Source organism: Geobacter argillaceus, from assembly GCF_007830735.1.
In the GTDB taxonomy this organism is placed as follows: Bacteria; Desulfobacterota; Desulfuromonadia; order Geobacterales; family DSM-12255; genus Geomobilibacter; species Geomobilibacter argillaceus.
Window position 1 is genome coordinate 79,808 of sequence record NZ_VLLN01000003.1, and the last position, 26,237, is coordinate 106,044.

General features: G+C 60.7%; 23 protein-coding genes. 9 read left to right on the top strand and 14 right to left on the bottom strand.

Going from position 1 to position 26,237, the window contains the following annotated elements; translation table 11 throughout:
* The first annotated feature begins 45 nt into the window (after nt 1–45).
* From JN12_RS03285 to JN12_RS03305, 5 genes are all read left to right on the top strand, one after another.
* A complete protein-coding gene (locus JN12_RS03285) occupies nt 46–204 on the top strand; it encodes a hypothetical protein (protein WP_145018096.1) in 159 nt (52 codons plus the stop codon).
* A 483-nt stretch (nt 205–687) separates the two neighbouring features.
* Nucleotides 688–1,119 carry a response regulator gene (locus JN12_RS03290; RefSeq protein ID WP_145018099.1) on the top strand — a complete coding sequence of 144 codons (432 nt, stop codon included), beginning with the start codon at nt 688–690 and terminating at the stop codon, nt 1,117–1,119.
* A gap of 2 nt (nt 1,120–1,121) precedes the next feature.
* The gene (locus JN12_RS03295; protein ID WP_145018101.1) at nt 1,122–1,685 is read left to right on the top strand and encodes a CheB methylesterase domain-containing protein; all 564 of its coding nucleotides are present in this window, start codon (nt 1,122–1,124) and stop codon (nt 1,683–1,685) included.
* Nucleotides 1,686–1,721: 36 nt separating this feature from the next.
* On the top strand, nt 1,722–3,437 hold the full coding sequence (locus JN12_RS03300; RefSeq protein ID WP_145018104.1) for a methyl-accepting chemotaxis protein: 1,716 nt from the start codon (nt 1,722–1,724) through the stop codon (nt 3,435–3,437).
* A gap of 8 nt (nt 3,438–3,445) precedes the next feature.
* Nucleotides 3,446–5,701, top strand: coding sequence for an ATP-binding protein (locus JN12_RS03305; RefSeq protein WP_145018107.1), 2,256 nt, complete (start codon nt 3,446–3,448; stop codon nt 5,699–5,701).
* 45 nt (nt 5,702–5,746) lie between these two features.
* Here the strand turns inward: JN12_RS03305 and JN12_RS03310 are convergent, their stop codons facing one another.
* The 13 genes from JN12_RS03310 to JN12_RS03370 all read right to left on the bottom strand — a co-directional run bounded on the left by JN12_RS03310 (nt 5,747) and on the right by JN12_RS03370 (nt 21,707).
* Nucleotides 5,747–6,307 (bottom strand): nitroreductase family protein, encoded by a 561-nt coding sequence (locus tag JN12_RS03310; protein WP_145018110.1) that lies wholly within the window; start codon nt 6,305–6,307, stop codon nt 5,747–5,749.
* A 56-nt stretch (nt 6,308–6,363) separates the two neighbouring features.
* Nucleotides 6,364–8,205 (bottom strand): ATP-dependent zinc metalloprotease FtsH, encoded by a 1,842-nt coding sequence (gene ftsH, locus JN12_RS03315; RefSeq protein WP_145018113.1) that lies wholly within the window; start codon nt 8,203–8,205, stop codon nt 6,364–6,366.
* A gap of 57 nt (nt 8,206–8,262) precedes the next feature.
* Nucleotides 8,263–9,144, bottom strand: coding sequence for a CRISPR system precrRNA processing endoribonuclease RAMP protein Cas6 (cas6, locus tag JN12_RS03320; protein ID WP_145018116.1), 882 nt, complete (start codon nt 9,142–9,144; stop codon nt 8,263–8,265).
* A complete protein-coding gene (locus JN12_RS03325) occupies nt 9,141–9,971 on the bottom strand; it encodes a metallophosphoesterase family protein (RefSeq protein WP_145018119.1) in 831 nt (276 codons plus the stop codon). The genes cas6 and JN12_RS03325 overlap by 4 nt, the downstream gene beginning before the upstream one ends.
* Nucleotides 9,972–10,082: 111 nt before the next feature.
* On the bottom strand, nt 10,083–11,258 hold the full coding sequence (locus tag JN12_RS03330) for a serine hydrolase domain-containing protein (protein WP_246125736.1): 1,176 nt from the start codon (nt 11,256–11,258) through the stop codon (nt 10,083–10,085).
* Between the two features lie 58 nt (nt 11,259–11,316).
* Entirely contained in the window at nt 11,317–11,724 is a 408-nt protein-coding gene (locus JN12_RS03335) for a DUF2914 domain-containing protein (protein WP_145018122.1), read from the bottom strand.
* A 98-nt stretch (nt 11,725–11,822) separates the two neighbouring features.
* Nucleotides 11,823–14,531, bottom strand: coding sequence for a preprotein translocase subunit SecA (gene secA / locus JN12_RS03340; RefSeq protein WP_145018125.1), 2,709 nt, complete (start codon nt 14,529–14,531; stop codon nt 11,823–11,825).
* Nucleotides 14,532–14,653: 122 nt separating this feature from the next.
* The gene (locus tag JN12_RS03345; RefSeq protein ID WP_145018128.1) at nt 14,654–15,802 is read right to left on the bottom strand and encodes a sensor histidine kinase; all 1,149 of its coding nucleotides are present in this window, start codon (nt 15,800–15,802) and stop codon (nt 14,654–14,656) included.
* A gap of 11 nt (nt 15,803–15,813) precedes the next feature.
* Nucleotides 15,814–16,179, bottom strand: a complete 366-nt coding sequence (locus JN12_RS03350) for a phosphomannose isomerase type II C-terminal cupin domain (protein WP_211360492.1) — start codon at nt 16,177–16,179, stop codon at nt 15,814–15,816.
* An 82-nt stretch (nt 16,180–16,261) separates the two neighbouring features.
* Nucleotides 16,262–17,089, bottom strand: a complete 828-nt coding sequence (gene rfbD, locus JN12_RS03355) for a dTDP-4-dehydrorhamnose reductase (protein ID WP_145018134.1) — start codon at nt 17,087–17,089, stop codon at nt 16,262–16,264.
* Nucleotides 17,090–17,164: 75 nt separating this feature from the next.
* A complete protein-coding gene (rfbB, locus tag JN12_RS03360) occupies nt 17,165–18,238 on the bottom strand; it encodes a dTDP-glucose 4,6-dehydratase (RefSeq protein WP_145018137.1) in 1,074 nt (357 codons plus the stop codon).
* Nucleotides 18,239–18,307: 69 nt separating this feature from the next.
* The gene (locus JN12_RS03365; RefSeq protein ID WP_170241828.1) at nt 18,308–20,323 is read right to left on the bottom strand and encodes an LPS-assembly protein LptD; all 2,016 of its coding nucleotides are present in this window, start codon (nt 20,321–20,323) and stop codon (nt 18,308–18,310) included.
* A gap of 109 nt (nt 20,324–20,432) precedes the next feature.
* A complete protein-coding gene (locus JN12_RS03370) occupies nt 20,433–21,707 on the bottom strand; it encodes a bifunctional folylpolyglutamate synthase/dihydrofolate synthase (protein WP_145018143.1) in 1,275 nt (424 codons plus the stop codon).
* Nucleotides 21,708–21,870: 163 nt separating this feature from the next.
* Here JN12_RS03370 and JN12_RS03375 point away from each other — a divergent pair, with 163 nt between their 5' ends.
* Nucleotides 21,871–22,668, top strand: coding sequence for a L,D-transpeptidase (locus JN12_RS03375; RefSeq protein WP_342795398.1), 798 nt, complete (start codon nt 21,871–21,873; stop codon nt 22,666–22,668).
* A 7-nt stretch (nt 22,669–22,675) separates the two neighbouring features.
* On the opposite strand, the gene JN12_RS03380 is transcribed toward JN12_RS03375, so the two are convergent.
* Nucleotides 22,676–23,272, bottom strand: coding sequence for a peptidylprolyl isomerase (locus JN12_RS03380; protein WP_145018146.1), 597 nt, complete (start codon nt 23,270–23,272; stop codon nt 22,676–22,678).
* Nucleotides 23,273–23,708: 436 nt separating this feature from the next.
* Between JN12_RS03380 and JN12_RS03385 the strand changes: the two genes are divergently transcribed.
* The 3 genes from JN12_RS03385 (at nt 23,709) to JN12_RS03395 (ending at nt 26,186) form a co-directional block, all read left to right on the top strand.
* Complete coding sequence (locus JN12_RS03385) at nt 23,709–23,999, top strand: hypothetical protein (RefSeq protein ID WP_145018149.1); 291 nt, start codon at nt 23,709–23,711, stop codon at nt 23,997–23,999.
* Nucleotides 24,000–24,104: 105 nt separating this feature from the next.
* Nucleotides 24,105–24,440: a hypothetical protein gene (locus tag JN12_RS03390; RefSeq protein ID WP_211360493.1), complete on the top strand. Its 336-nt coding sequence runs from the start codon at nt 24,105–24,107 to the stop codon at nt 24,438–24,440.
* Nucleotides 24,441–24,500: 60 nt separating this feature from the next.
* Nucleotides 24,501–26,186: a DUF4382 domain-containing protein gene (locus tag JN12_RS03395; RefSeq protein ID WP_145018174.1), complete on the top strand. Its 1,686-nt coding sequence runs from the start codon at nt 24,501–24,503 to the stop codon at nt 26,184–26,186.
* Nucleotides 26,187–26,237 lie beyond the last annotated feature (51 nt).

Consider the following 26,237-nt stretch of genomic DNA (forward strand, 5'->3'; position numbering starts at 1 on the left):
GCGGCCCGGAATAGTGTGGTATAGAAGCGGTCAGGAGGAACCGGCATGGTCAAGACCGCACTGTTTGAAACCCTGATGGACAGCGCCACCAGGAACGAGGACGGCACCTACACCTTTACCCTGGACGGGAAGAGCTATAGAATCAGTGACCCCTTGGAGATCTCTAAGATCGCTACTGACCACGGGTATATCATCATCTACTAGAAATTGCCATGTTGGTATGTAAAGAGTAGCCGGTATCCGCCCCTTCGGCAAGATATCGCGCAACCGCTTTATGTTGCCGAAGCGGCAGCGCTTCGGCCGTCATATACTTTTCCCTCAAAAATCGCACAGTGCCAAAACATGCGTAGTTGCCGACCGGCACGCTCATCCCTGAAATTTCGTTTTGTTTCGCTGCCCCCCCACTGATCGCCGCACGACACCAAACTCTCCGCTGTTCACATTTAGTTAAAGTTCCCGCCTGCCTGCCGATAATTAAGATATTCGCATTGATCGCCAAAACGATGTAACTGCGTTATACCAATAGCCAATTTCAAGATATCTCCAGAATCCAGAAAGCATAGAGCCCCTGGTGACCCCACTGTTCCCAAAACTCTGACATATACGAGCGCCACCAGGACCATACCTGACTGTAGTAGCAAGCATCTGATGAGTGAACAGACTCGCCATTAAGACCGGAGGTGTTGCATGACAGAATCCACCCCAGCAATCGGGAACGGCTCTCCGAAACCAAAGGTAATGCTTGTCGACGACGAGGAGTGTATCAGAAACCTGGTCTGCGACCTGCTGACAGCCAACGGCATCGACGTCTTGACGGCCGATGGTGCGGACGCCTGCCTGCATCACCTGAGGAATGGCTTTCGCGGGGTGATCCTGATGGATCTGATGATGCCGGACAAAACCGGCTGGGAAACCATTCGCGAAATAAAACGCGCCGGCCTTCTCCACGGGAATGTCATAGCCATGCTTACTGCCGTTGATATCCCCGACGAGGGAATGGACGGGCTGCAGGAGATTGTGATCGACTACATCACCAAACCGTTCATCCCCGATGAATTCCTGGCTGCGGTAAAGAGGTATCTCGGCTACCTCGACGAGGCCGCTCGATACGGAGAGTAGGTATGCAGTGCAGTAATTTGCTGATAATAGGATCGTCTACCGGTGGGCCACGCATCCTCGAAGAGCTGTTCGCGACCCTGCCCCCCCTGAATGCGGCAGTACTGATCGTCCAGCATATCACCAAAGGTATCGATGAGTCCTTTGCCGCTTCGCTCTCACGGTTCCTGTCGATGCCGGTGCGTCTCGCCATCGACGGAGAATCCCTTCAGCACCGGGTGGCCCTGGTTGCCCCCGGAGGGCTCCATCTCACGTTGGGCAACAACCGGACCATACATCTGTCCCAAGGGGAAAAGGTAAACTCGGTCTGCCCCTCCATCGACGTGGCCATGAACTCTGCCCAGCCGCACAACGGGGGGAGACTGGCAGGGGTTATCCTGACCGGCATGGGGCGGGACGGGGCGGACGGAATCGCGCACATCAAAAAGGCCGGGGGCATAACCATTGCCCAGGACCAGTCGACATCCGTCATCTTCGGCATGCCCAAAGCCGCCGTCGAGACCGGTTGTGTCGACTTCGTACTGACCACCAGCCAGATAGGCAAAAAACTCAGCGAACTGTTCGCCTGAACGAATCTCTTTCAACAACACCAAAGGAGGCTGTTCATGCAGTTGAAGCGTTTCAGACACTGGTACATCCAGTACAAGATCATGTTCATCACGGTGGCGAGTATCCTCGTCATGATGCTCGGGCTGTTCTGCTACCTGCTTCCGTTCCTCGAACGCAAGATCATGAAGGAAAAGATGGATGCCACCCGCCACCAGATCGAGGCGGCCATGGCGATCATCGAACAGCATGACGCCTATGCAAAGGCCGGCAGTATGCCTCCGGAGCAGGCCCGGAAACAGGCGGCGGAGATCATTTCCAGAATGCGCTACGAGCAGAAGGAGTATATCTGGATCAACGACCTGGGAAAACCGTTCCCCAGGATGATCATGCACCCGACCGTGCCGGCGCTGGACGGGAAGGTCCTCGACGATCCGAAGTTCAACAAGGCAACCGGCATGAGCGGAGAGGTTCCCGAACGGCTGGAGAAACTGGAAGGGAAAAACCTGTTTGTCACCTTTAACGATGTGGCAGAGCGGGCCGGACAGGGATTTGTCACCTATGAGTGGCCAAAGCCGAAAGCCGGAGGAGGGACGACCGACGAACTGTATCCGAAGCTCTCCTTTGTAAAGAAGTACGAGCCGTGGGGGTGGGTGGTCGGTACCGGTGTCTATGTGGACGATGTCCAGAAAAGCGTAAACACCATCCGCTGGATGTTGCTCGGCCTGAATCTCCTGGTGGCCCTGTTCAGCCTGCTTATTGCCTATTCTGTCAGCCGCGGCATCACCAGGACCCTTGGGTACGTGGCGAAAAACCTTGACGAGATGTCCAGCGGCGATGGAGATCTGACCCGGCGCCTGACCGTCGACCGGCATGACGAATCCGGCTCCCTGGCCAGGTCGTTCAACCGCTTCCTCGACAACATGAAGACGATAGTGGAGCGGATCAACCAGAACTCCGTCCAGGTCGCCTCCTCGGCCGAACAGCTGAACCGGACATCGGCAAGCATCGTCGAGGGGACGGAACGGGCCGCTTCGCAATCGACCTCCATTGCCATTGCCTGCGAGGAGATGGCAGCCACCTCTTCGGAGATCTCGAAAAACTGCCTGCGTGCCGTGGAGATCTCCAAACAGGCTGGCGAGACCGCCAAAAACGGCTCAGAGGTGGTTGGCAAGGCGGTCCTCAGTATTTCCCGGATCGCCGAAAAGGTGCAGGAGAGCGCCAGGACCGTGGAGTCTCTCGGCACCCGCTCCGACCAGATCGGCGAAATCGTCGCGACCATCGAGGATATCGCCGACCAGACCAACCTGCTGGCGCTGAATGCGGCTATCGAGGCGGCCAGGGCCGGCGAACAGGGGCGGGGCTTTGCCGTGGTGGCCGACGAGGTGCGGGCGCTGGCCGAACGTACCACCAAGGCCACGCACGAAATCGGCAGGATGATCAAGACGATCCAGCAGGAAACCCAATCGGCGGTTGCGGCCATGGTGGAAGGGGTCAGGGAAGTGGAAAAGGGGACGGAAGACGCCTCCCGGTCCGGCAAGGCGCTGGAGGCCATACTCGCCCAGGTGGGAGACGTCGCCAGCCAGATAAACCAGATTGCCGTTGCAGCCGAGGAACAGACAGCCACCACCAACGAGATAAGCAAGGGGATGCACCAGATTTCAGACGTAAACAGCCATGCGGCGGACAGTTCGCATCAGACCGCGGTCGCATCCAGCCAGCTTGCCGGCATGGCGGCCGAACTGAAGCAGATAGTGGCCCAGTTCCGCATGTAGGGGATTAGATGACCGCGATTGACATCGACCAGCTCAAGGCAAGAGTCAGACTCGCCATCATTGTCATTGTCGGCACAGTGATACTTGCCACCACCTGCGGGCTGGTCACTGAACGAATGCAGGCATGCCTTGCGATAGCGCTCTTTCTGCTGGTCGCCATCCTGATCGGGCTTCTGTTCCGCCATCTGGATCACCTGCGTGATGCCCACGGCATGCTCTCGAAACAGCAGAGCGAGCTGCTGACCAAGGCAGCACAGATCGACGCGGCCAACGATGCCATCCTGCTGATTGATCTTGATGGCCGGCTCCATTCTTTCAACCAGGCGCTCTGCCAGCTCACCGGCTATGCGGAAAACGAGTTGCGGGGCCGGCGCCTGCAGGAATTCAAGCCACCGGAATATGCCGAACAGGTCACCGGCAACATCAGGTTGCTGGGACAGGTGGGCGAGGCGATTTTCGATTCGGCCTACCTGACAAAGGAAGGGACCATCGTGCCGGTGGAGGTGCGGGCCAGAACCATGACCAGCGAAGGGCGGCCCATGATTCTGACCGTCGTCAGGGATATCACCCAGCGGCAACGGGACGAGCTGCGGACGCGGACGCGGTCGAAGATCCTGGAGGAGATGGCCACCGGCACACCGCTTGAATCGCTGCTGACTCATATCGTACGCCTGGTCGAGCAGGAACTTCCCGGCTCGCTCTGCTCCATCATGCTTGCCGACGGTACCGGCCATCTGCGTCACGGAGCGGCTCCCGGTCTCTCCGAAGCATACAACCTGGCGGTCGATGGTCTGCGGATCGCCAACAAGATGGGCTCCTGCGGTACTGCTGCATTCCTGCGCAAAAGGGTTGCGGTCGAGGACATCGAGACACATCCGTACTGGAAAGGTTTCAAGCCGGCCAGAGATGAAGGGTTGAGGGCATGCTGGTCGGAGCCTATCCTGTCCGCAGACGGAAACCTGTTGGGAACCTTGGCCATCTACTACCGGGAGCCACGCCAACAGAGGGCGGAGGAGATACGGGTGGCCGAGTCGGCAGCCCACCTGGCCGGCATCGCCATTGGCCGGGTCAATGAGGAGAAGCGGCGGAAGGTGCTGGAAGAACAGTTGCTGCATATCCAGAAAATTGAGGCGATTGGCCAGCTGGCAGGCGGCATCGCCCATGACTTCAACAACCTGCTCACCCCGATCATCGGTTATGCGGAGATGCTGAAACAAGGCGACAGCGACGACCCTTCCTACCTAAGGAAGGTTGAGGGGATACTGAGCGCCGCGCTCAAGGCCGGGGAGCTGACACGCCGCCTGCTCACCTTCGGACGGAAGCAGGTATTGCGGGTGGAGCCTTTCGATCTCAACCAGGTCATTGTTGCCTTCCGCGAAATTCTCAGCCGCACTATTCGGGAAAACATCGCGATCGATCTGCGGCTGTCCGGTTCCGCAACCCGGATCAGGGCCGACCGGGGCCAGATCGAACAGATCCTGCTCAATCTGGCGGTAAATGCCCAGGACGCCATATCCGGCAATGGCACGATCACTATCGAATCCGGCCATGTCATCCTGGATGAAGAGTACACAAGGGTGTATCCGGGAATGAAAACCGGCCCCTACATCCTTTTGGCCATATCGGACAACGGCAGGGGGATGGAGGATGAGGTGCTGAACCACATATTCGAGCCGTTCTTCACCACCAAGCCGGTCGGTCAGGGCACCGGGCTGGGACTCGCCACAGTCTACGGAATCGTCAAGCAACATGAAGGATCAGTCAAGGTCAGAAGCAGGGTCGGCACCGGATCGACCTTCACCATTCTGCTGCCGGAAGCCCGGACAACGGATGATCGCGAACAAACTGCACCTATGCCGTCACCAGCCGATTTCAGCGGGCTTGCCGGAAAAACGATACTGGTGATCGACGATAACCAGCTCGTACGGGAAATGGTGGTGGAGCTTTTGCGCTCCATTGGAAGCAACATACTGGTTGCCACCTCGCCAACCGAGGCGCTGGAGCTGACAACCGGCGTTACCGCCATTGACCTTCTGGTGACCGATGTCGTCATGCCGGACATGAACGGGCCGGAACTGTACGACCGTCTGCAGGAAAAGTTTCCCGACATACCGGTACTGTTCATGTCCGGATACACGAACAGCTTCGTGCTCCACCATGGTACCCTGGAGGAAGAACTCAGCTTCCTGCAAAAGCCGTTCACGGCCGAGCAGCTACTTGACCGGGTACGGCAGGTTCTGCAGAAAGAACGTGCAACAGCCTGAGCAGTCAGGGGCTTCAAACTCCCCCTGCCTCTCGTCTCCTCCCTATTACCCCTTCCAGGTTCCGTAGTGCACGATCTCCTCCAGCGGCTTGCGGGACGGCCCGGACTTTGCCGCTTCCAGCGGGTAACCAAGCGGGAAGAGCCCGACAATCCTCATCCCTGGAGGGATGTTAAGCAGCTCTCCCAATGGCTCCTCGTCGAAGACCCCGACAAAGACGCTCCCCAGCCCCTGGGCATGGGCGGCCAGCATCAGGTTCTCCGTGGCAATCCCCACATCGGTCAGATAGTACTCCTGGCCCCGCAGATCACCGGACAGGGTCGGGTCCCCGCAGACGACGATCACCACCGGCGCGTTGGCCAGCGCCTGCTGGGCAGGATTGCTCTTGTACCCCTTGGTTGCAAAGTACGACTCCACGTACGACAGCTCGCTTATCCGCGCCTTCATTGCCGCATCCTCGACCACCACGTAGCGGCTGCATTGCAGGTTGGCCCATGACGGCGCCAGCCGGGCCGCATCCAGCACCGCCCGGAGCTTTTCCGGCTCCACCGGCCGGTCCGAAAACTTGCGCACGCTTCTTCTGGTTCCGATCGCTTCCAGCACGTCCATTGAACTTCCTCCTGTTCATATTGATCGGGGCTTAGCCGGCAAATCGCTCAAGCCCCTTAGCCAACTATCTCTTCCACCCGTTTGCCGTCCAGGGTCTCTTCTTCCACCAGGGCAGCGGCCAGGGCGTCCAGTTTCGGTCGATTGGCGACAATGACCAGTTCGGCCTTCTCTTCCGCCTCCCGGATGAAGGCGTTGATCTCCTGGTCAATCCGCCAGGCCATCGCCTCGGAAAAGCTCTTTTCCTCGGCCAGCTTGCGACCGAGAAAGGGGTGCTCCTCCCCCCGGCTGAAGGTCATCGGTCCCACCTTGTCACTCATCCCCCACTGGCAGACCATCTTCTCGGCCAGGTCGGTCACCACCTTCAGGTCGTTCTGGGCACCGGTGGATACCTCGCCAAAGACCAGCCGTTCGGCCACCCGCCCCCCCATGACCACGGCCAACCGGTTCTCCAGGTAACTCTTGGGATAGTGGTAACGGTCGTCCACCGGCAGCTGTTGGGTCACCCCCAGGGCCATTCCACGGGGGATGATGGTAACCTTGTGAATCGGATCGGTACCGGGGAGGAGCCTGGCCACCAGGGTGTGCCCTGCCTCGTGGAAGGCGGTGATCCGCTTCTCGTCCGGCGAGATGAACATCTTCCGCTCCCCCCCCATCAGGATCTTGTCCTTGGCCTGCTCCAGGTGGGTCATCGTGACCGCACCGGCCCCCTCCCTGGCCGCCATGATGGCCGCCTCGTTCACCAGATTCTCCAGGTCGGCGCCGGTCATTCCCGGTGTCCCCCGGGCGATGATCGCCAGATCGACCGACTGGGCAAGGGGAACGTTGCGGCTGTGCACGCGGAGAATCTTTTCCCGGTCCCGCCAGTCAGGGCGCTCGATCACCACATGCCGGTCGAACCGCCCCGGCCGGAGCAGGGCCGGATCGAGAACGTCCGGGCGGTTGGTGGCCGCCAGGACGATGACCTCCTCGTGCTGATCGAAACCGTCCATCTCGGAGAGGAGCTGGTTCAGGGTCTGTTCCCGTTCGTCGTGACCGCCGCCGAACCCGGCCCCCCGGCTTCGGCCGACCGCATCCAGTTCGTCGATGAAGACGATGCTCGGCGCCGCCTTCTTGGCGCCGGCAAACAGGTCACGTACCCGGCTGGCGCCGACCCCGACGAACATCTCTATGAACTGGGAGGCGGAAATACTGAAGAAGGTGACATCGGCCTCGCCGGCCACGGCCCGCGCCAGCAGGGTCTTGCCGGTCCCTGGCGGACCGACCAGGAGGATACCTTTGGGGACCTTTCCCCCCAGGGTCTGGAACCGCTTGGGGTCCTTCAGGTAGTCGACAACCTCCCTCAGCTCCTGCTTGCTGCTCTCCATGCCGGCCACGTCCTCGAAGGTGACGTTCACCTTTTCCCCGGCGGTATAGACCTTGGCGCCAGACCGGCCGTATCCGCCCAGCATCCCGCCTGGGCCCTGGGAACGGACGTTGCGCATGCCGAACCACCAGAAACCGATGATCAGCGCCCACGGCAGAATGTAGATCAACAGGTTGGTGAACGTGGAAACTTCCGTGGATATGGCCTTGACCTCCACCCCCTTGGCAGTCAGGTCGGCCATGAGGCTGGTATCGGCAATGGGCGGCAGGACGGTGGTAAAGGCCGAGACGCTCCGCGTGACAGTGCTCCCCTGGATGGTCTGCTCCACCTTGGCCGCCACGCGGAACTCACCACTGATGGCACTCCCCTTGAGCGTCACTGACCGGACATTGTCGGCCGTCAGTTCCTGCCGAAAACGGCTGTAGCTGATCTCGGCCGAGCCCTGTGCCTGCCTGGCGACATAGGTATACATCAAATTCATGGCCAGGACCATGAGCATGACCAAAAGCAGTGGTTTCCAGAGGGACTGGGCCATGGACGCTCCTTGTCGAGTTACGAGATTCCATGGACAGTGTACCGGTTCCTGGCCGGTTTACAACACCTCGGCCGGGATGGAATAGCGCCCCAGGCCGAAGGAGGCCCCTTTCCCCGCGTGCAGCCGCTCGCCGAGCCGAAAGAACGGCAGAAAATCAATCAGTTCCCCCCGGAATTCGATCCGGCCGACAACACCCTGGACACCACCGCCCCACTCGACCCAACGGAGTTCGCTCCGGACGGTTGCCACCGATGCGCTCCGCTCCGCCAGCCAGCGAAAATCCATATTCAGCTCCTCGCCGCCGTAGTAATAGGCCAGGGCCGAGACACGGCGCATCAGGGAACGGGCCAGCAGGGAAAAACCGGGCTCCCGGCAAGGGCGCCCATCCTGCAGCAGGCGTAATGGAGTAAGTATCTCCAAGTGGAGGTGATCCGGCATCGCCTGCTCCCGATCGGTAAGCTGGGTAGCGCTAACCAGGGGAACCTCGGAAAGTTGTGGTTCATCGCCATTCCGCCAGAGGAGAGTCCTGCTGCCGGCCGCGTCCAGGGCCGCTATGGCGTCGAGGCGGACGGGGAACCTGCCAGTAAAGGCCTCATCCGCGAAAAGAAGCCGTAGCGCAAGGATATACGCGGGAAGATGGTTGACTGCCGAGCCGACCAGGGTGAGACCCAACTCAGCGGTGCCCCGGTGGCCGGCTGAAAGCGCCGGCAGATCGAAGACAAAGGGGAGCGGCGGCTTCTGGTAGCGGCGGACCGCTTCCGGGTCCGGACTGAGTTGCTGCCCGAACGTTGCCTGCCACCAGGATGGCTCGTGCAGTCGGTCGACAGCTCTCTTGAACGCTGCGGGGAAAAAGGTGCGGATGGCAAAAGGGGCGGCCGGGCTCCTGAGCGGGGCGGTCAGGGTGATGTCCAGGACCAGAGAGGCCAGGGTAATATTCATGGTTGAACGGGTACCATCTCCGCCATGGCAATCCCCTTGCGGACCCGCACCACGACGATGTGGTAAACCGGCTCGCCGGGGAACAGCTCCCGCCCTACCAGGGGCGCACCGCCACCACCGCTGATGATGGCCGGCACAGTACCGATCGTGTCCCGGTCGAACTGGTGCACATGGGAGAAAAAGGCCATGGTCACCCCTTCGCCGCTAAGGAGACGAATCAGCTCCGGAGCCCCCTCGCTGAACGTATGCCAGTTCCAGCGTTCTGTCCCGGGCGGCGCATGCATGGCAACGAAAGCAAGGGGGGAGCGCAGGGCAAGCTGCCGGCGCAAGTAGGCCAGTTCCTCCTTTGCGAGACTATTGCGGGAATTGTCCACTGCCACCAGCTTGAAGCCGAGCCGGGCAATATCGATGCTGAAGTTGCGCGGGCCGACCTTCTCCTCGAACAGCGCCCGGTCCCGCTCGTGGTTTCCCTTCACCACGAACACCGGCAGGCCGGGCACGGTCCGCTCAATGAGCTGTAGTGCGTGGTCCAACTCTTTAGTTGTGCCGTTATCCGAAAGATCTCCGCCATGCAGGATGAAGAGCGGCTTGAAAGCGGACGCCCGCCGCAGCGCAGCCGTAAAGACCTTGTCATCCCCCCGGCTGTCGCCGAGCACGACAAAGGAGAAATCGTCCGGTGCCGACTGTGCGGCCCGGCTGGTGACTTGGCGCAACGACCGGTCGAAGAGGGTCTCGGCCAGGACCGTCTGTGACAGAAGGAACACGACGGCAACTGCAAGGCCGATAATGCCGGCACAGACCCCGGTGGCGCATCTACGATGAAACATCCCGTCTCCCTTTACGACGTGGCGACATCATGTCAACCCATCGTTGGCTTGTTATTGCTCCAGTGAACAACCATGGGGGAGACAGCATGCCCCCTACGATGTCGCCGACACTCACTCACCGGCCAGCTCCTCCAGATCCCGCAGCGCCGGCGGCACACCGTACAGCTCTGCTGCCAGGCTCGACAGGCTGCCTCGCAACTGGCTGAACTCGTGGGTCTTGTTGTATTCCAGGCGGCTGGTCAGGAGGATCACGTATATCCCTGCGCTCGGGTCGAGCCAGAGGGAGGTGCCGGAGTAGCCGGTATGGCCGAAGGAGCTGCGGGAGAAGCCGTTGCCCCGCGGGGACGAGAAGGGAGAGGCGATGTCCCAGCCGAGTCCCCGGACAACCTGGCCCTTGCGGGAGAAATACGGGGCAGTCATCTGGCGCACCGTCCGCTCCTCCAGCACCCGTATCCCGTCCAGCACCCCTTCATCGAAAACCATGCGGCAGAACCGGGCAAGATCGCCGGCGGTACTGAAGAGCCCGGCATGACCGGCCACGCCGCCCAACAGCCGGGCAAGGGAATCCTGGGGCTGACCGGCCAGATGGCTCCGGTCCGAGGGGCTGGCGGCAATCCTCGAATGCAGGACGGCGCCGGGGGCGAACATGGTGTCGTTCATCCCCAACTGGCCATAGAGCTGCCTGCGGGTATAGACATCCAGCGGCTCGCCGCTCACCCTCCGGACCAGTTCGGCCAGGAGAATGAAATTGATGTCGGCGTAATGGAAACGGCTTCCCACCTCACCCTTCAGCCTCTGCTCGGCCGCTCCTTCCACGGCGCTCTGCATCGGCGCCAGAGAGCTCAGGCCGAAGTCGTCCAGCCCCGAGGTGTGGGTGAGCAGATTCACCACCAGCACCTCGTCCTTTCCTTTGCCGACGAATTCGGGAAACCAGCGGGAGAGGGGGTCGACCAGGGAAAGTTTTCGTTCTTCAGCCAGCTTCATGATCGCCGGGGTCGTTGCCACCACCTTGGTTAGAGAGGCGAGATCGAACAGGGTGTCGTTGGTGACCGGTGGGGAGTGAGGGTCGGAAGAGACCCGGCCATAGGGCTTTTCGAACAGTATCCGGTCCTGATTGCCGATCAGCACCACCCCGCCGGCAATCAGACCTTTGCCCATCGCCCCTGCCATGAGCTGATCTATACGCTCGCTGGCGGGCATTACCGCCTGGGGGCCGTTGCCGGCAGCAGCAAGACCGTTGAACAGGAAGGTCGTCACGACCAGAATCATCACATACAGCCAGCGCATTACTCGGTCATTCCTCCAGCATAGAAAAAGGGGGAATCGTCTCCCCCCTCCGTTTATTTCAGTTTATCCGGAACTTGACCGTCTGCAGCAGGTTACCGTCACTGTCCAGAATCTCCACCCGCCAATCGCCGGCCCAGCCACGCTGGATTTCCTTTTTGCTGAAGGTGCGCCAGCGCTCCCCCTTCACCGGGAGTTCATACTCGCCCGCCTTTTCGTCACCCCGGTACCAGACATGCTTGATGGTGGTATCCGTATCCTCGGGCGCGGTAATCCGGGTGAAGCAGTAGAGAGCCTTGACCGACGCCGACGAAATGCGGTGGACCGAATCGATCGGCTTATTCCGGACGATCTTGGTGGTCACCGCCAGCTCGGTGATTTTCAGGTCAGACTCTGCCGCCTGCACGGGGTGGCTCATCTGTGCCAGTAGCATGAACAGTGCAGATGCAAGGACGAGGAGATGCTTCATGCCATACCTCCGGTGAATGCTCTATCAGAATCAGGTGCGATAATCGACTTCAGTTGTGAGTAACGTCGTCAGAACCGCAGGCGGTCGCCTACTTGCGGCTACGCGCCGCAGCACTTCTTGAATTTCTTCCCGCTCCCGCAGGGACAGGGATCGTTGCGACCGGCCGTCTTGGCGCTCTTGACCGGCCGGGCGGCCTCCTCGTCCTCGCGGTTGAACACCAGCTTCTGCCGCTTCTGATGCTGCTCTTCCAACTCCTCGATGTGATCCTCCAGGTCTTCAAAGTCATTGTCCCGGGAGAGCTGGACCCAGAAGATCTTTTCCACCACCTCGGCGCGAATGCGACTGATCATGGCCATGAAGAGGTTGAAAGCCTCCTTCTTGTACTCCTGTTTCGGGTCCTTCTGGCCATAGCCGCGCAGGCCGATCCCCTCCTTCAGATGGTCGATGGAGAGGAGGTGGTCCTTCCAGTGCTGATCGATGGACTGGAGCATGATGACCTTGATCAGGTGATCCATCAGCTCGTCGCCGAACTGGGCGAGCTTGGCGTCGAACCGCTCCTTGGTCTCCGTCTTGAGCATGTCTGCGAAGTTGTTGGGAACGAGACGGGCGATGGTCTCGGCCGGCAGGTCCAGTTCGATGCCGAAGGTCTTATAGACCGTTTCGGTGAGTCCCTGCCAGTCCCACTCGTGGGCCGGGACCTTGTCGATGGCGTATTCGGCCACGACGTCGCTGATGGTTTCGTCCAGCATCTCCAGGAAGCTGGCGCGGATCTCCTCGCCGGCCAGGATCTCCTTGCGCTGGGTGTAGATCACCTCGCGCTGCTTGTTCATGACGTCGTCGTACTCGATGAGGTGCTTGCGGATATCGAAGTTGTGGGCCTCCACCTTTTTCTGGGCATTCTCGATCGCCTTACTGATGAGGCCGTGGGTGATCGCCTCCCCCTCCTCGATCTTGAGCATGTCCATGATCTTGGCCACCCGCTCGGAGCCGAAGATCCTCAGCAGGTCGTCTTCAAGGGAGAGGTAGAACCGTGACGAGCCCGGGTCTCCCTGGCGGCCGGAACGGCCCCGCAACTGGTTGTCGATCCGGCGGCTCTCGTGGCGCTCGGTGCCGAGGATATGCAGGCCGCCCAGCTTTACGACCTCGTCGTGTTCTGCGGCACACTGTTCCTTGCATCTGGCCAGGACCGCGGCGTACTCTTCGTCGGCAGCCCCGGGGTTGGCCCGCAGCCACTGCTTGGCCATGGCTTCCGGGTTACCACCGAGGACGATGTCGGTACCCCGGCCGGCCATGTTGGTGGCGATGGTCACCGCCCCCTTGCGTCCGGCCTGGGCCACGATCTCCGCTTCACGCTCGTGCTGTTTGGCGTTCAGGACATTGTGCGGAATCCCGTCCCGCTTGAGTATCTCGGCCAGCACCTCGGACTTCTCGATGGAGATGGTGCCGACCAGGACCGGCTGCCCCTTGGTGTGACACTCCTTGATCTCCTCGATGACCGCCGTGAACTTCTCGCGCTCGGTCTTGTAGACCACGTCCGGAAAGTCCGGGCGCAGAAGCGGCCGGTTGGTGGGGATGACGGCCACGTCCAGGTTGTAGATCTTGTGGAATTCCTCGGCCTCGGTGTCGGCGGTACCGGTCATGCCGGAGAGTTTTTCGTACATCCGGAAGTAGTTCTGGAAGGTGATGGTGGCCAGGGTCTGGTTCTCGTTCTCGATCTTCACCCCCTCCTTGGCCTCGATGGCCTGGTGGAGGCCGTCGGACCAGCGGCGGCCCGGCATCAGCCGGCCGGTGAACTCGTCGACGATCATCACCTCGCCGTCCTTTACCACGTAGTCCACGTCCCTCCGGTACATGGCGTGGGCCCGCAGGGCCTGGTTCACATGGTGCAGGATGACCATGTTGCGCGGATCGTAGAGGTTGTCGATCTTGAGGAGCTTCTCTACCTTGCGGACCCCGTCTTCGGTCAGGGTGGCACTCTTCCCCTTCTCGTCCACGGTGAAGTCGCCGGTGTAGGTCTTCCGCTTGCCCGACAGGGTGTTGGCCTCCACCTCCTTCACCTCCCCCTTCTTGAGACTGGGGATGATCCGGTCGATGATGTAATACTTGTCGGTGGACTCCTCCGTGGGGCCGGAGATGATGAGCGGGGTCCTGGCCTCGTCGATCAGGATGGAGTCCACCTCGTCGACGATGGCGTAATAGAACGGCCGCTGAACGTAATCCTCCAGGGCGAACTTCATGTTGTCCCGCAGGTAGTCGAAACCGAACTCGTTATTGGTACCGTAGGTGATGTCGGCCGCGTAGGCGTCGCGACGCTCCTCGTCGTCCAGACCGTGGACAATGACCCCGACGGATAGCCCCAGGAAGGTGTAGAGTTGCCCCATCCACTCCGAGTCCCGCTTGGCCAGGTAGTCGTTGACCGTGACCACGTGGACCCCGCGGCCGGTGATGCCGTTCAGGTAGGCCGGCAGGGTGGCCACCAGGGTCTTCCCCTCGCCGGTCTTCATCTCGGAGATCCGGCCGCTGTTGAGGACCATGCCGCCGATGAGCTGAACATCGAAATGGCGCATCCCCAGCGCCCGTTTGCCACCTTCCCGGCAGACGGCAAAGGCTTCCGGAAGAAGCGATTCCAGGCTCTCGCCCCGCTGAGACCGTTCCCTGAATTCGGCGGTCTTATCTCTGAGCTGATCGTCGGTGAGCTTGGCGAACTGTGCTTCCAGACCGTTGATCTTCTCCACGACCGGCCACATCCGCTTCAGTTCCCGTTCGTTCTTGCTCCCGATGATCTTCTTTATGATGTTACCCAACATGAAGTCAGTCTCCCGGCACGATGGCGATTTAAAAACAGGTAAAGGTACCACAAAGGGGACGTGTGCTCAACAGGAAAAGGGCGCCCGGAATTCCGCTCCGAGCGCCATCCATCAGGAATTTGTCAGGAATTTGTTACAGGAAGGGTGAAACGGAAGGTGGTCCCGGTGTCAGTATTGCTCTCGAAGGAGACCTTCCCTCCCAGATAGCGCTCGCCGAACAACTTGATGCTGTAGGTACCGATGCCGCGGCCGGTGCCCGCCTTGGTGCTGAACGAACGCCGGAACAGTTGCATGGCGACGTCCTGTGAGATAACCCCGGGGTTGTGGACGCTGAAGATCACCTCACCGTCTGCCTCCCGGGAAGAAAGGGTCACGGTACCGCCCTGCGGGGTCGCCTCCAGAGCATTTTTCACCAGATTTCCCAGGATGCGCCGCAGGATGGCGCCGTCGCTGACAATATGGCATCCGGCAACTTCGCCCAGACACAGGGTGCGCTCCTCTGCAACCTCGTGGCCGGTGTAGAGACACCACACATCTTCCAGCAGCTTGGGAACGAAAACCAGCATCATTTCAGGTTTGAACGCCCCGCTCTCGGCAGCCACCAGTTTGCGCTGCAGCAGAATCTCGTCGATAAGCCGGTCGGAAAGATCGAGCAGCCACTGCTTGTACTCCTCCTCCTTCTCCTCGTCGAGGTTCTTCCCCTCCACCAGCAGGCTGGAAATCCCCTTGATGCCGCCGGCGGTATTGATCACGTCGTGGAAAAAGACCCGCTCAAGGACGTCCCGCCGTTTCTCGGCGCTGATGTCCTTGAAGATGCAGATGACTACCGGAATCCCCTCGATGACCGTCGGGGTGGATAGCACCTCAAGATCCATGGCCGTTCCGATGTCATCCCGGAGCAGGATGGAACACTCCCGGGTCACCGGCCGCATCATCTGCTGACTTTCCAGGATGGAGCGAAGTGCTCCGCAGGTGCCGCAGTGGGGGCCGCTGCCACAGCCGTCCGTACCTTCCCGATCGAACAGGCAGCCTATTGCCTCGCCGGTCCGCTTACCGATCAGGGACCCGAGGTCCTCCCGGGAAAAGGTGCTGAGGGTGCGGGTATTGGCGGCCAGGATCTGGCGCTCGCTATTAAGCACCATGGCAAAATAGGGGATGGCGTCGAGAATGGTGAACAGTAACTCCTGGTCGAGAAGCGTTTCGCGGCTACTCTGCACCCCGCCATTCCCGACTGCCAAGCGGGTGGGATGCTGTTCAGCAAACGCAGTCATGGCATTCCTCCCTACCCGGCAGCGGGTTCATCAGCCGGGCAGCGGTTGTAGTCATCCTGGAACCGGACGATATCGTCCTCCCCCAGGTACTCTCCGCTCTGCACCTCGATGATCACCAGCGGGATCACCCCGGGATTCTCCAGGCGATGGGTCATGCCGATGGGGATGAAGGTCGACTCGTTGACATTGACCGTGAACTCACGGTCGCCGCAGGTCACCTGGGCGGTTCCTGAGACGACGATCCAGTGTTCGCTCCGGTGGTGGTGCTTCTGGAGGGAGAGCCGCTCGCGCGGCTTGACTTCGATCCGTTTGATCTTGTACCCGTTCTTCTCGTCCAGGACCGTATAGGTACCCCAGGGACGTTCACCGCGTTCCATTGTCATCTCCGTTATCAGGTAGGGGCAGACCTGTGTGTCTGCCCAATCTGGGCGATCACAAGGATCGCCCCTACGCAACCACTCACCCTCTCAGCTTCAGGTACCCCTTCAGCGCCTCGTGCCACGGCTGGGGCTGAAAACCGGCGTCCCGCACCAGCTTGCTGCAATCCAGGGTGGAGTAGAGCGGTCGGCGGGCCGGACGGTTCAGTTCGGCCGTGGTCATCGGCTTGACAGCAACATTCATTCCCGTTTCCGCGAAGATGGCCCGGGCGAACTCGTTCCAGGAGCAGTAACCGCTGTTGGCCGCATGGTAGATGCCCCGGCAGCCATTGTCGATGAGCGCCTTGATCGCCAAGGCCAGGTCATGGCTCCAGGTGGGGGAGCCGATCTGGTCATCCACCACCGTCAACTCCGTCTTCTCACCGGCCAGGCGAAGCATGGTCTCCACGAAGTTCTTGCCGTGAAGACCGTACAGCCACTGGGTCCTGACGATCAGGTACGCGCCGGCAAAGGGTGCGTTCAACTCCCCGGCCAGCTTTGAATCGCCATAGACACTGACCGGCCCGGTCAGGTCGTCCTCCTCATAGGGAGTCCCCTTGTTGCCATCGAAGACGTAGTCGGTACTGACATGCACCAATAGCGCGTCGATCTCCCGGGCAGCCATGGCCAGGTGGCCGACGCCTTCGCCATTGACCTGCATGGCCAGCTCCCGGTTCGTTTCGCACCCGTCCACATCGGTGTAGGCAGCGGCATTGACGATCACTCGCGGCTTCAGGGTCCTGACCACCCGCAAGGTCGACTCCAGGGAGGTGATATCGATGTCCGGCAGGTCCAGCCCCCGCACCTCACCACCCAGCACTTCCATCAAATCGTGGCCCAGCATACCGTTGGCGCCGACTACCAGTATCATTTTATACCCCCGTGACTCGTGACTGGTGACTCGTGACCGGTAAATACTTTCGCGTTACGAGTCACGAGTTACCAGTCACCGCTTTTCGTACTGTTCCGCGTAGTACTGCTGGTACTCGCCCGACGTCACCTTGGCCACCCACTCCTGGTTGGCCAGGTACCAGTCGATGGTTTCCCTGATGCCGGACTCGAAGGTATAGGCGGGCTCCCACCCAAGGTCCCGGCGAATCTTGCCGGCATCTATGGCATAGCGCCGGTCATGCCCCGGCCGGTCCTTGACAAAGGTGATGAGACCGCGGCTCTCGCCGACCGATCTCCCCAGCCGATCGTCCAGCAGATCGCAAACCAGGTGCACAATGTCGATGTTCTGCCATTCGTTATTGCCGCCGATGTTGTAGACCGAACCGGGCACGGCCCCCTTCAGCACCGCTTCCACACCCCGGGCATGATCACGCACATGGAGCCAGTCCCGGATGTTTCTGCCGTCACCGTACACCGGCAGCGGCCTTTTCTTCATGATGTTGTGGATCATGAGCGGAATCAGCTTTTCCGGAAAGTGATACGGACCGTAGTTGTTGGAGCAACGGGTGTTCAGAGTCGGGAAACCGAAGGTCTCATGGTAGGCCCGCACCAGCAGGTCGGCCCCGGCCTTGCTCGCCGAATAGGGTGAGTTGGCTGCCAGAGGGGTCTCCTCGGTGAAGAAGCCGGTAGAGCCGAGACTACCGTAGACCTCGTCGGTGGAGATCTGGAAGAACCGGAACTCATTGACCGCTCCGGACGCCCAGTGCTTGCGGCTCTCCTCCAAGAGGACCTGGGTACCGAGGACGTTGGTCCGGACAAAGATCTCCGGTCCGGAAATGGAGCGGTCGACATGGGACTCGGCCGCAAAGTGGATCACGGCATCGACCTTCTCCTGCGCCAGCAGTCCGGCCACCAGCGGGGCGTCGCCGATGTCCCCCTTCACGAAGCGGTAATTGGGGTTCTGCTCCACCCCGGCCAGGTTTCGCAGGTTGCCGGCATAGGTGAGGCAGTCCAGGTTGACCAGCCGGCAGTCAGGGTTGGCGGTCAGGTAGTGGTGGATAAAATTGGAGCCGATAAAGCCGGCCCCGCCGGTGACGAGCAGCGAACGGGGAATAAAGGTATCTGTCATTGGGGAACTCCGGTTCTCTGGGTGAATAAACGGTGGCACAGTAACATATTGCAGGCTGAAAAACCAGCGTTAGAACGCCTTCATTGGCCCCAGCGCCCCGATGCCGGCCAGATTGAAGGTAACCATGAACTCCCGGTTATCCGAACGGTCCCGGAAGGAGAACATCAGACTCCAGCACTGGTGGCGGTACTCGACGGTATAGAGCGATTCCAGGAAGCCGGGACGGTCGAACGAGTATCTGGCCGCGTAACTGGCAGTGAACGGCCTGATGCTGGCCACGGCCAGTTTCCCCTCCAGGTACTCCAGTTGGTCCCGGCCGTAGCGGTAGACAAGCCCGGCCCGGTTCCCCTGCCTGTCGTCCGCCTCCAAACCGACCGCAGCGGTGGCAACGTCACCCCGCTGGGTGGTAAAACGGGTATCTGTGGTGACCGCGAAATGTTCGACAGGGGCAATGCGAGCCTCCAAGCGCAGGTCGGTGAAGCGACGACCATCGTCCACAAGGGTCAGGAGATCGCGCCGGCCGCCGGAAAGTTGATATGCCTGGCTCAACCGCAGGTAAAGTAGGTCCCGGTACCGTACCGCATCACCCGTACCGCTGCGGCCGGTAACTGCACTGGCTACCGACCAGTAGAACTGCTCTCCACCGACGGAACGGTCGTCGTAGTCGAAAAACGGCAGATCGGACTGATCCTTTGACTCGATCACCCGATAGCCGATCTCCGGTTGCAGTTCGTGCCGGAGCCGCATTGTCTCGCCCCAGGCTACCGGGAAAACCCGGGCAAAGCGGCCGTGGAGCGCCGCCCCTCCCTCCGCCAACCCGACCCCGCGCCACCCTTCGCCACTATCGCTCCGGTCGGCATGGTAGAGCCTCTGCCGGAACCCGCCCCACGTTTCCAGGCCGATTCCGGGCAGCAGCGGCTGGTGCCAGGCGAGCCGGGGAGCGGCCTCAAGCCGCTGGCCGATGCTCCCCGCCTCCCGGTAGAAGTTGGTGGCCGCCGACTCCAGGGTGAAGAAGAGCGGCAGTCCACCGAGCCGCTCTCCCGCATTATCGATGGTCAACCGGGGGAGCCGCTGGAGCGTGGTATCATTGCTTGCGGTCTCCAAATTGTCAAGGGCGCGGAATTCCAGGGCGGCGCCGTAATCCCGCCAGGAGCGAGACAGTGATACTGTGGTATCCAGATACTGGCGGTTGTACTCGCCGCTCTCTATCCCGTAGTCCCGGTAAAAGTCCCGGTCCAGGGCCTGCTGGACGTCGGCCTTAAACCGGAGCGGCAGGCGGTTTTCCCGCAGTTGCAGGTTCAGGTCGCCCCGGGCGCGGTCTTGGCGGGTATCGTAGATGAGGTACCCTTTCAGCCGCCCGTCGCTGTCCGAACCGCCCAGGTAGCGGTAGTCAACACCCACCCCGACGCCGCGCTTGCTCTGCAGGTCGAGGTCGATGGTGGCGTCACGGCTGGGAGAGATCGCCCAGTACCAGGGGACATCGAGATAGACCCCCTTCTTGCCGGAACTCCCCAGCCGGGGAAACAGCAGGCCGGACTGGCGCTCGGTCTTGACCGGAAAGACCACGTAGGGAAGGTAGAACACGGGAACGCTGCCGATGGAAAAGACAGCGTTGCGGCCGGTGGCGTACTCCTCCAGGGTGAGGTCAAGGTTGTCGGCCGTGAAGTGCCAGCTGGGTGAGTCACCGTCGCAAGTGGTGAAGGAACCTTTTGCCAGGTGGTAGTCGGCTTTGCCGGTCTTGGCGAACCGCGCCCCTCGGAGGTGGAAATTGGGCTGTTTCAGGAAGAGGTAACCGTTCTCCACCTCGCCCTGTTCAGTATCGATGGCAATCTTGAGCCGGTCGGCGGTGAGCCGGTCGCCGTCGCGTCTGAGCTCCACATGTCCGACAGCGGTCGCCTCGGTGCCGCTCCGATCAATGGTGGCACTATCGGCCTTGAGCGTCGTTTCCTGCCAATAGGCCTTAACCATACCCACGGCACTGAGCATGTTGCTCTTTTCGTCGAACGACATGGTATCGGCCTGGATGGTCAGCTTATCCGCAGCCGGCAGTTCGGCCGCTACAGCGGGCTTGACAGAACTTACCACAAAAATGACCAAGCAGCAGGCCATGACAGACGGGTGGCAATGCACAACAGAAGAACCCGTTGTAAGAGAATTCCCGAACCTTGAACCTTGAACCTTGAACATTGAACTCTTATCCCCGAAACGGCTCATAGGCACTGTTGGTGAGAAGCGACCGGGCCTCGCCGACGGTGAACAGGGAACCGCAGACCAGGATCAGGTCGGCCGGTCCGGCCGCGGCCCGGGCCTGTGCCAGCCCCTCGGCCACCGACCCGGCAGCCGTTGCAGCCGCCCCCCGTGCCGTGCAGGCATTGGCCAGCTCCGCAGCCGGCATGGCACGCTCCAGGTTCGGGGTAATAGCCAGGACCAGATCGACAAGGGGAAGAAGGGGCGAAAGAATACCGGACAACTCCTTGTCGCACATGACCCCCAGCACCATGATGAGCCGCTGCCGGCGAAAATCTGCAAGCGACTCGGCCAGGGCCGTGGCACCTGCCGGGTTGTGGGCACCGTCCAGGAGGATCGGCGGCCTACCGGGAAAGAGCTCCATCCGGCCGGGCCAGCGGGCATCTGCTATGCCGCCCCGCATCGCTTCACCGGTGATTGGAAACCCGCTCTTCAGCAAAAGTTCGGCCGCAGCCAGGGCACAGCCGGCGTTTTCCGCCTGGTAGCGGCCACCGATGCCGGGGCAAAGCCCGGTCAGGGTTACACCGAGTCCACGATACGCAAGCCCTTCGGCCTCCCAGGCAGCGGTGAAACGATCGCCGCTGCAATAGAGCGGGCTGGTCAGCTCCCGGCAACGCTCCTCGATAACCTGCCAGGCCTCCGGCTCCTGGCGGGCCGTCACTACCGGCCTCCCCGGCTTGATGATGCCCGCCTTCTCGCCGGCAATGGCCGCGACGGTATCGCCCAGGTACTGGCAATGGTCCAGGCCGATGGAAGTGATGATCGAGAGGATACCGCAGGCCGCGTTGGTAGCGTCCCAGCGCCCCCCCATGCCGGTCTCCATGATTGCCAGATCGACCCTCTCCTCGGCAAAGTACTGAAAGGCCATGGCGGTGACGATCTCGAAGAACGTCGCTTCCGGCGGCGCCACGGCCATGACGTGGGCAGCCAGTTTCACCACCCGTTCCGGCTCAATTTCTTTGCTGTCGACCCGGAACCGCTCGGTAAAGCTGGTCAGGTGGGGAGAGGAGAACAAACCGGTCCGCAGTCCGGCAGCCGTGCCGATGGCAGCGAGGAAGGCAGCGGTAGAGCCCTTGCCGTTGGTCCCGGCCACCTGCACGATGGAAATCCGCTCCTGGGGCCTGCCGAGCGCCGCCAGGATGGCGGTGATCCGTTCCAGCCCCGGCTTCATGCCGAAACGGCCTAAGGAGTAGAGGTATGTCAGGGTTTCCCGGTAGGTCATGGCAGGCCGGGATTATAGGCAATCGGCAGGGGAAAGTCCAGGCGTTATCCCTGGATTGAGGACTCATAGGGCGAGGGGGAATCCTGCTGCCCGGCCGATTTGACATTGGCCGAACAGTTGTTACGGTTATCGTGCTCAGCCTACTGCCTGGTTAATGAATGACATGATGAAACCGCTCGCACTCACTGGCCACATTCTCCTATTTTACCTGCTCTGCACTGCGGTGGCCGTAGCTGCGCCTTTCGGTATGGAGCCGCTCTGCGACATCCACTTTCCCAGCGATGACCGCATCGCGTGGGAATGCCGGACCATCGGGAAAAAGGACACTCCGACCAGCCTGTTCGGTGAGCAGTGGCAGGACGTGCTCCGCTTCAACCGGCTGGACCGGCGCCACTTCGTCCGCGGCAAATCGATCAAGGTGCCGAAACAGCTCGAAACGATCAGGGGATTCACGCCGATGCCGGCTTTCTTCCCGCCGGCAGCCAACGAGGAGAAATTCATCCTGGTGGATCAGGCCGAGCTGTTTCTCGGGGCATACGAATTCGGCAGGCTCATCTTTTCCGCCCCCGTGGCGGTCGGCGTCGAGGGGCACCGGGTCCCGAACGGTGAGTTCAGGATCGATGCCATTGACCGACGGCACGAGTCGGACCAGTACGCGATTGAGACGACCGACACCCCCTATCCGATGCACTATGCCCTGAGATTCTATGTCGACAAGCTGATGTGGGTGACCTACTGGCTCCACGGCCGCGACCTGCCCGGAGTTCCGGCATCCCACGGCTGCATCGGCCTCTACGACGAGGAGATGCAGAAGCAGTATTACGAGACGCCGCAAACCCCGGGCCTCACGGACGCCAGGAGGCTCTACGAGTGGGTGGTCGGCTCACACCGCGACACGGGACGGCTCCAAAAGATCAACTATGGCCCCAAAGTACTGATCGTCGGCACTCCGCCGTTGTAACAGCACGCTATCGGATTACCCGCACCGACTTGATCACCACCGGCACCTTCGGAACCTTTCGCAGCCCCTTCCTTTTTGCCGTCTCCACTCTCTGAATCCGGTCCACCACCGTCATCCCCTCGATCACCCTGCCGAACACGGCATAGCCATACCCCTGGATGGAGTCGTCCTGATGGTTGAGAATGGGGTTGTCGGCAACATTGATGAAGAACTCGGCACTGGCCGAATCCACTGCCACCCCCCTGGCCATGGCAATGGCGCCCCTTCTGTTCTTCAGGCCGTTGGCAGCTTCGTTCCCGATCGGGGCACCGGTCGGTTTGCGCTGCAGGTCGGTACTGTACGCTCCCCCCTGGATCACGAAGTTCTTCACCACCCGATGGAAGATGGTGTTGTCGTAGAAACCGCTCTCCACGTAGTCGAGGAAGTTTTTCACCGTGACCGGTGCCCGTTCCGGTTCGAGCTGTATCCTGATCCTCCCCAGACTGGTCTCCATGAGGACCACCGGCGGCCCGGCATCCCCCCCGGACTCGCCGGCTGATGCACCATGGGCGCAGGGTCTCGCGAGGCTGGTAATAAGGATCACGAGCAGAACAATTATTTTCATGGCAGCTCCCTTCTTTCGGCCACAAATAGTTGCTTCCGGATGGAAATTAGAGCTTGTCCGTAAATAACTGCCGCGAAGAGTGCGCCCGGCTTTGGGGCAGATTTGACTTGGCCGATTGAGCAAAACCGCAGGCATAGCAGGGCCATGTCGAGGATTTTGTGATTGAGGCCGGGGCAAAGGTGCTCTGAAGACGGGTTGCGGGATCGCAAAGCTTATTTACGGACAAGCTCTAAGTCATGAACAGGTGGTCATGACTATAACAGGAAAGGGGAAAAGTTCAAAAACGGTGCGGTACGCATACCCTCGGCACAGGCTGGCAAGGGGACCATTTTTCTTCTCGAATGTTACAAGTTAAACACAGCCCCTTTATCATTAAAGTTCTCCCGGCATATCCCGATAGACATCGTGAGCAGCTATTGTCAGACCGGAGCGGATGATGTTTCGCCAGAGATGCAGCCTGAACATCGCAATCCTGCTGATCGTGCTTCTGGTTACCACGGTAATGGTGACCTCCTTTCATCATCACGTCGACTTCCGCGTTCATCCCGACTGCATTATCTGCAAGGTTGCCAATGACTTAGCGGCCAACGACACTCCCCTCCAGTTTCACATTCTCCTCCCCGAACCTGTCGACGGACAATTCGACCACGAGATTGTCAGCACCTACACCCCCTCTTTCAGTATTCCGCAAAACCCCCGAGCTCCCCCGACAACAATCTACGCATAGCCCATTAATGTGACGTATGCACCGCCACGGCAGGCCGTCAGCCTTCAGGCGCTCGGTCTTGACTTGCCCGCAACAGAACTATTCACACCACACCAGGAGACCATAATGAACCGTATCAGGACAATCGCGATTGCTTCTTTCACCTCAGCGCTTCTCGCTACAGCGGTCTACGCAGGCAATACCAATGATCCCGGCATCCAGCAGCGGGAGCAGAACCAGGAGAAACGTATCCAACAGGGAATCAAGAGCGGCGAGCTGACTCCCAAAGAAGCCGGCCGTCTGGAGACCGAGCAGGCCAGGATCAAACAGGACGAAGCGAGGATGAAGGCCGACGGCAATCTGACCAAAAAAGAGCGGGCCAAACTACGGCGGGAGCAGAACCGGGCCAGCCGGGATATCTACCGGAAGAAGCACAACGAGCGGGAAGTAACGGCGAAATAGCGCCGCCCGCCATCCCTTGACAGACAGACATCCAGCCACACAGTGAAAAGGAGAACGACAATGAAAGGTATTGGAAGAATTTTACGTCCGGCAGTGGCCATGTTTTCCCTGGCGCTCCTGCTTGCCGGCTGCGGAAGCTCCAGCCCCGGCGACACGACCCCGGCCGGCACGGTCGACGTGGACGTGACCGACGCGGCCTCCATTGACTATGCCCATGTGTACGTTACGGTCAGGGCAGTAGCGTTTCACACCGTCGACACCAAGGGGTTCAGGCTGTTCAGCACGAACCATGTGTTCAAGTCGTATACCGCCAACCGGGCCGTCCAGACAAGCGACTGGCAGGTGCAGACCCTTCCGGCGCCGGTAACGGTGGACCTGGCCCAACTGGCGAACGGCACGGTGTACGCCGACACCAACGGCAAGTCTCTTTTCAGCGGGATCAAGCTCCCGGAGGGGAAATACCAGCAGATCAGGATCATCCTGGCGCCGACCGAAGGCTCATACATGGGGTCAATAACGGGGCTCACGTACAACAACGAGGTGCAGCTGCCCAATGACACGACCCACTATCCTCTCCGGGTCCCCTCTGCGGCCGAAGGAATCAAGCTGGTCCCGGAATCGCCGGTAGTAGTGACCGCCGGGGCAAGCGTCAAACTGGTCCTTGACTTCAACCTGAACAACGACGTGGTCAAGGTCTCCCCCAACAATCAGACCGAGTTCATCCTGAAGCCACGGCTCGGCTACTTTGACATGAATCGTGTCGCCTCGATCACCGGCAAGGTCTCTTTCGGCAATCTCACAACCAGCCGCTTCGTCATCAAGGCGGAACAGGTCGCTGCCAACAAGACCTACCGCATCGTCCGCCGTTGGACCTCGGTGGACAAGACGACCGGTAAGTTCAACCTCTACCCGCTGCCGGTCTTCGGCACCGCCACCACCGCCACCTACGATATCCTCCTGCGGGGCCGCAACGTTCAGACCGCCATCGTCAAGGGGGTCAAGGTCCACAAGGGAACCACCATCGCATCCGGCGTAAACCTGGGGACGATCGCCATGCAGACGGGGAGCGAGTTCACGGCCCAGCTCCAGAATGCCTACCACCCTTCCGGCGCCTGGCTGAACTTCTACCAGACCATCGCGGGTGACTCAATCCCCTACGAGGTCCGTTACCGCCACCTGAACCCCTACACCGGCAAGTTTTTCGCCCCGATCGAGCTTTCCACCGGACCGATACAGGTGGCCAGCTTCGATAACGCTGCCCAGACCGTGGGAGCCTTCACAGCCGACACCACCAGCCAAGGGAGTTTCTCCGCCATAGTCGAAGCATCCTTCTACGGCAGGGGAACCCCGGTTACCGTTGCCAACGGCGCGTCGCCGGTCAGCTTTGCGCCGAGCGTCCTGGCCGCCCTTCCCAGCGCCAATTCCATCACCGCCAATGTCACCATCCCCTTAACGCTGACGGGGCTGACCAAGGGGCACCTTTTCATTACCCACGGCGGACTGGTCATTGACAGTTATCAGGTGGACTCACTCATAGCGGCAGGCGGCGGTCAGTACACCGTCCTGAATCTTCCGGGCGGCACGACGACCACCCCCCTTGCCGGCGCCTACTATGGGGTGAACGTGTTCGGTTGGGGAGGCGGCAAGATTGCCTCGGGGAGCCTGCAGCACCTCGATCTGACCACCGGCAGCGTGCCGACCACCGGCAACACGCCTCCAGCCATTACGCTGAGGTCCGGACTTTAGCTGGAGAGTGGAACCAAAGCATCAGTTGCGACTAAAAAAACCCCGCGTCGA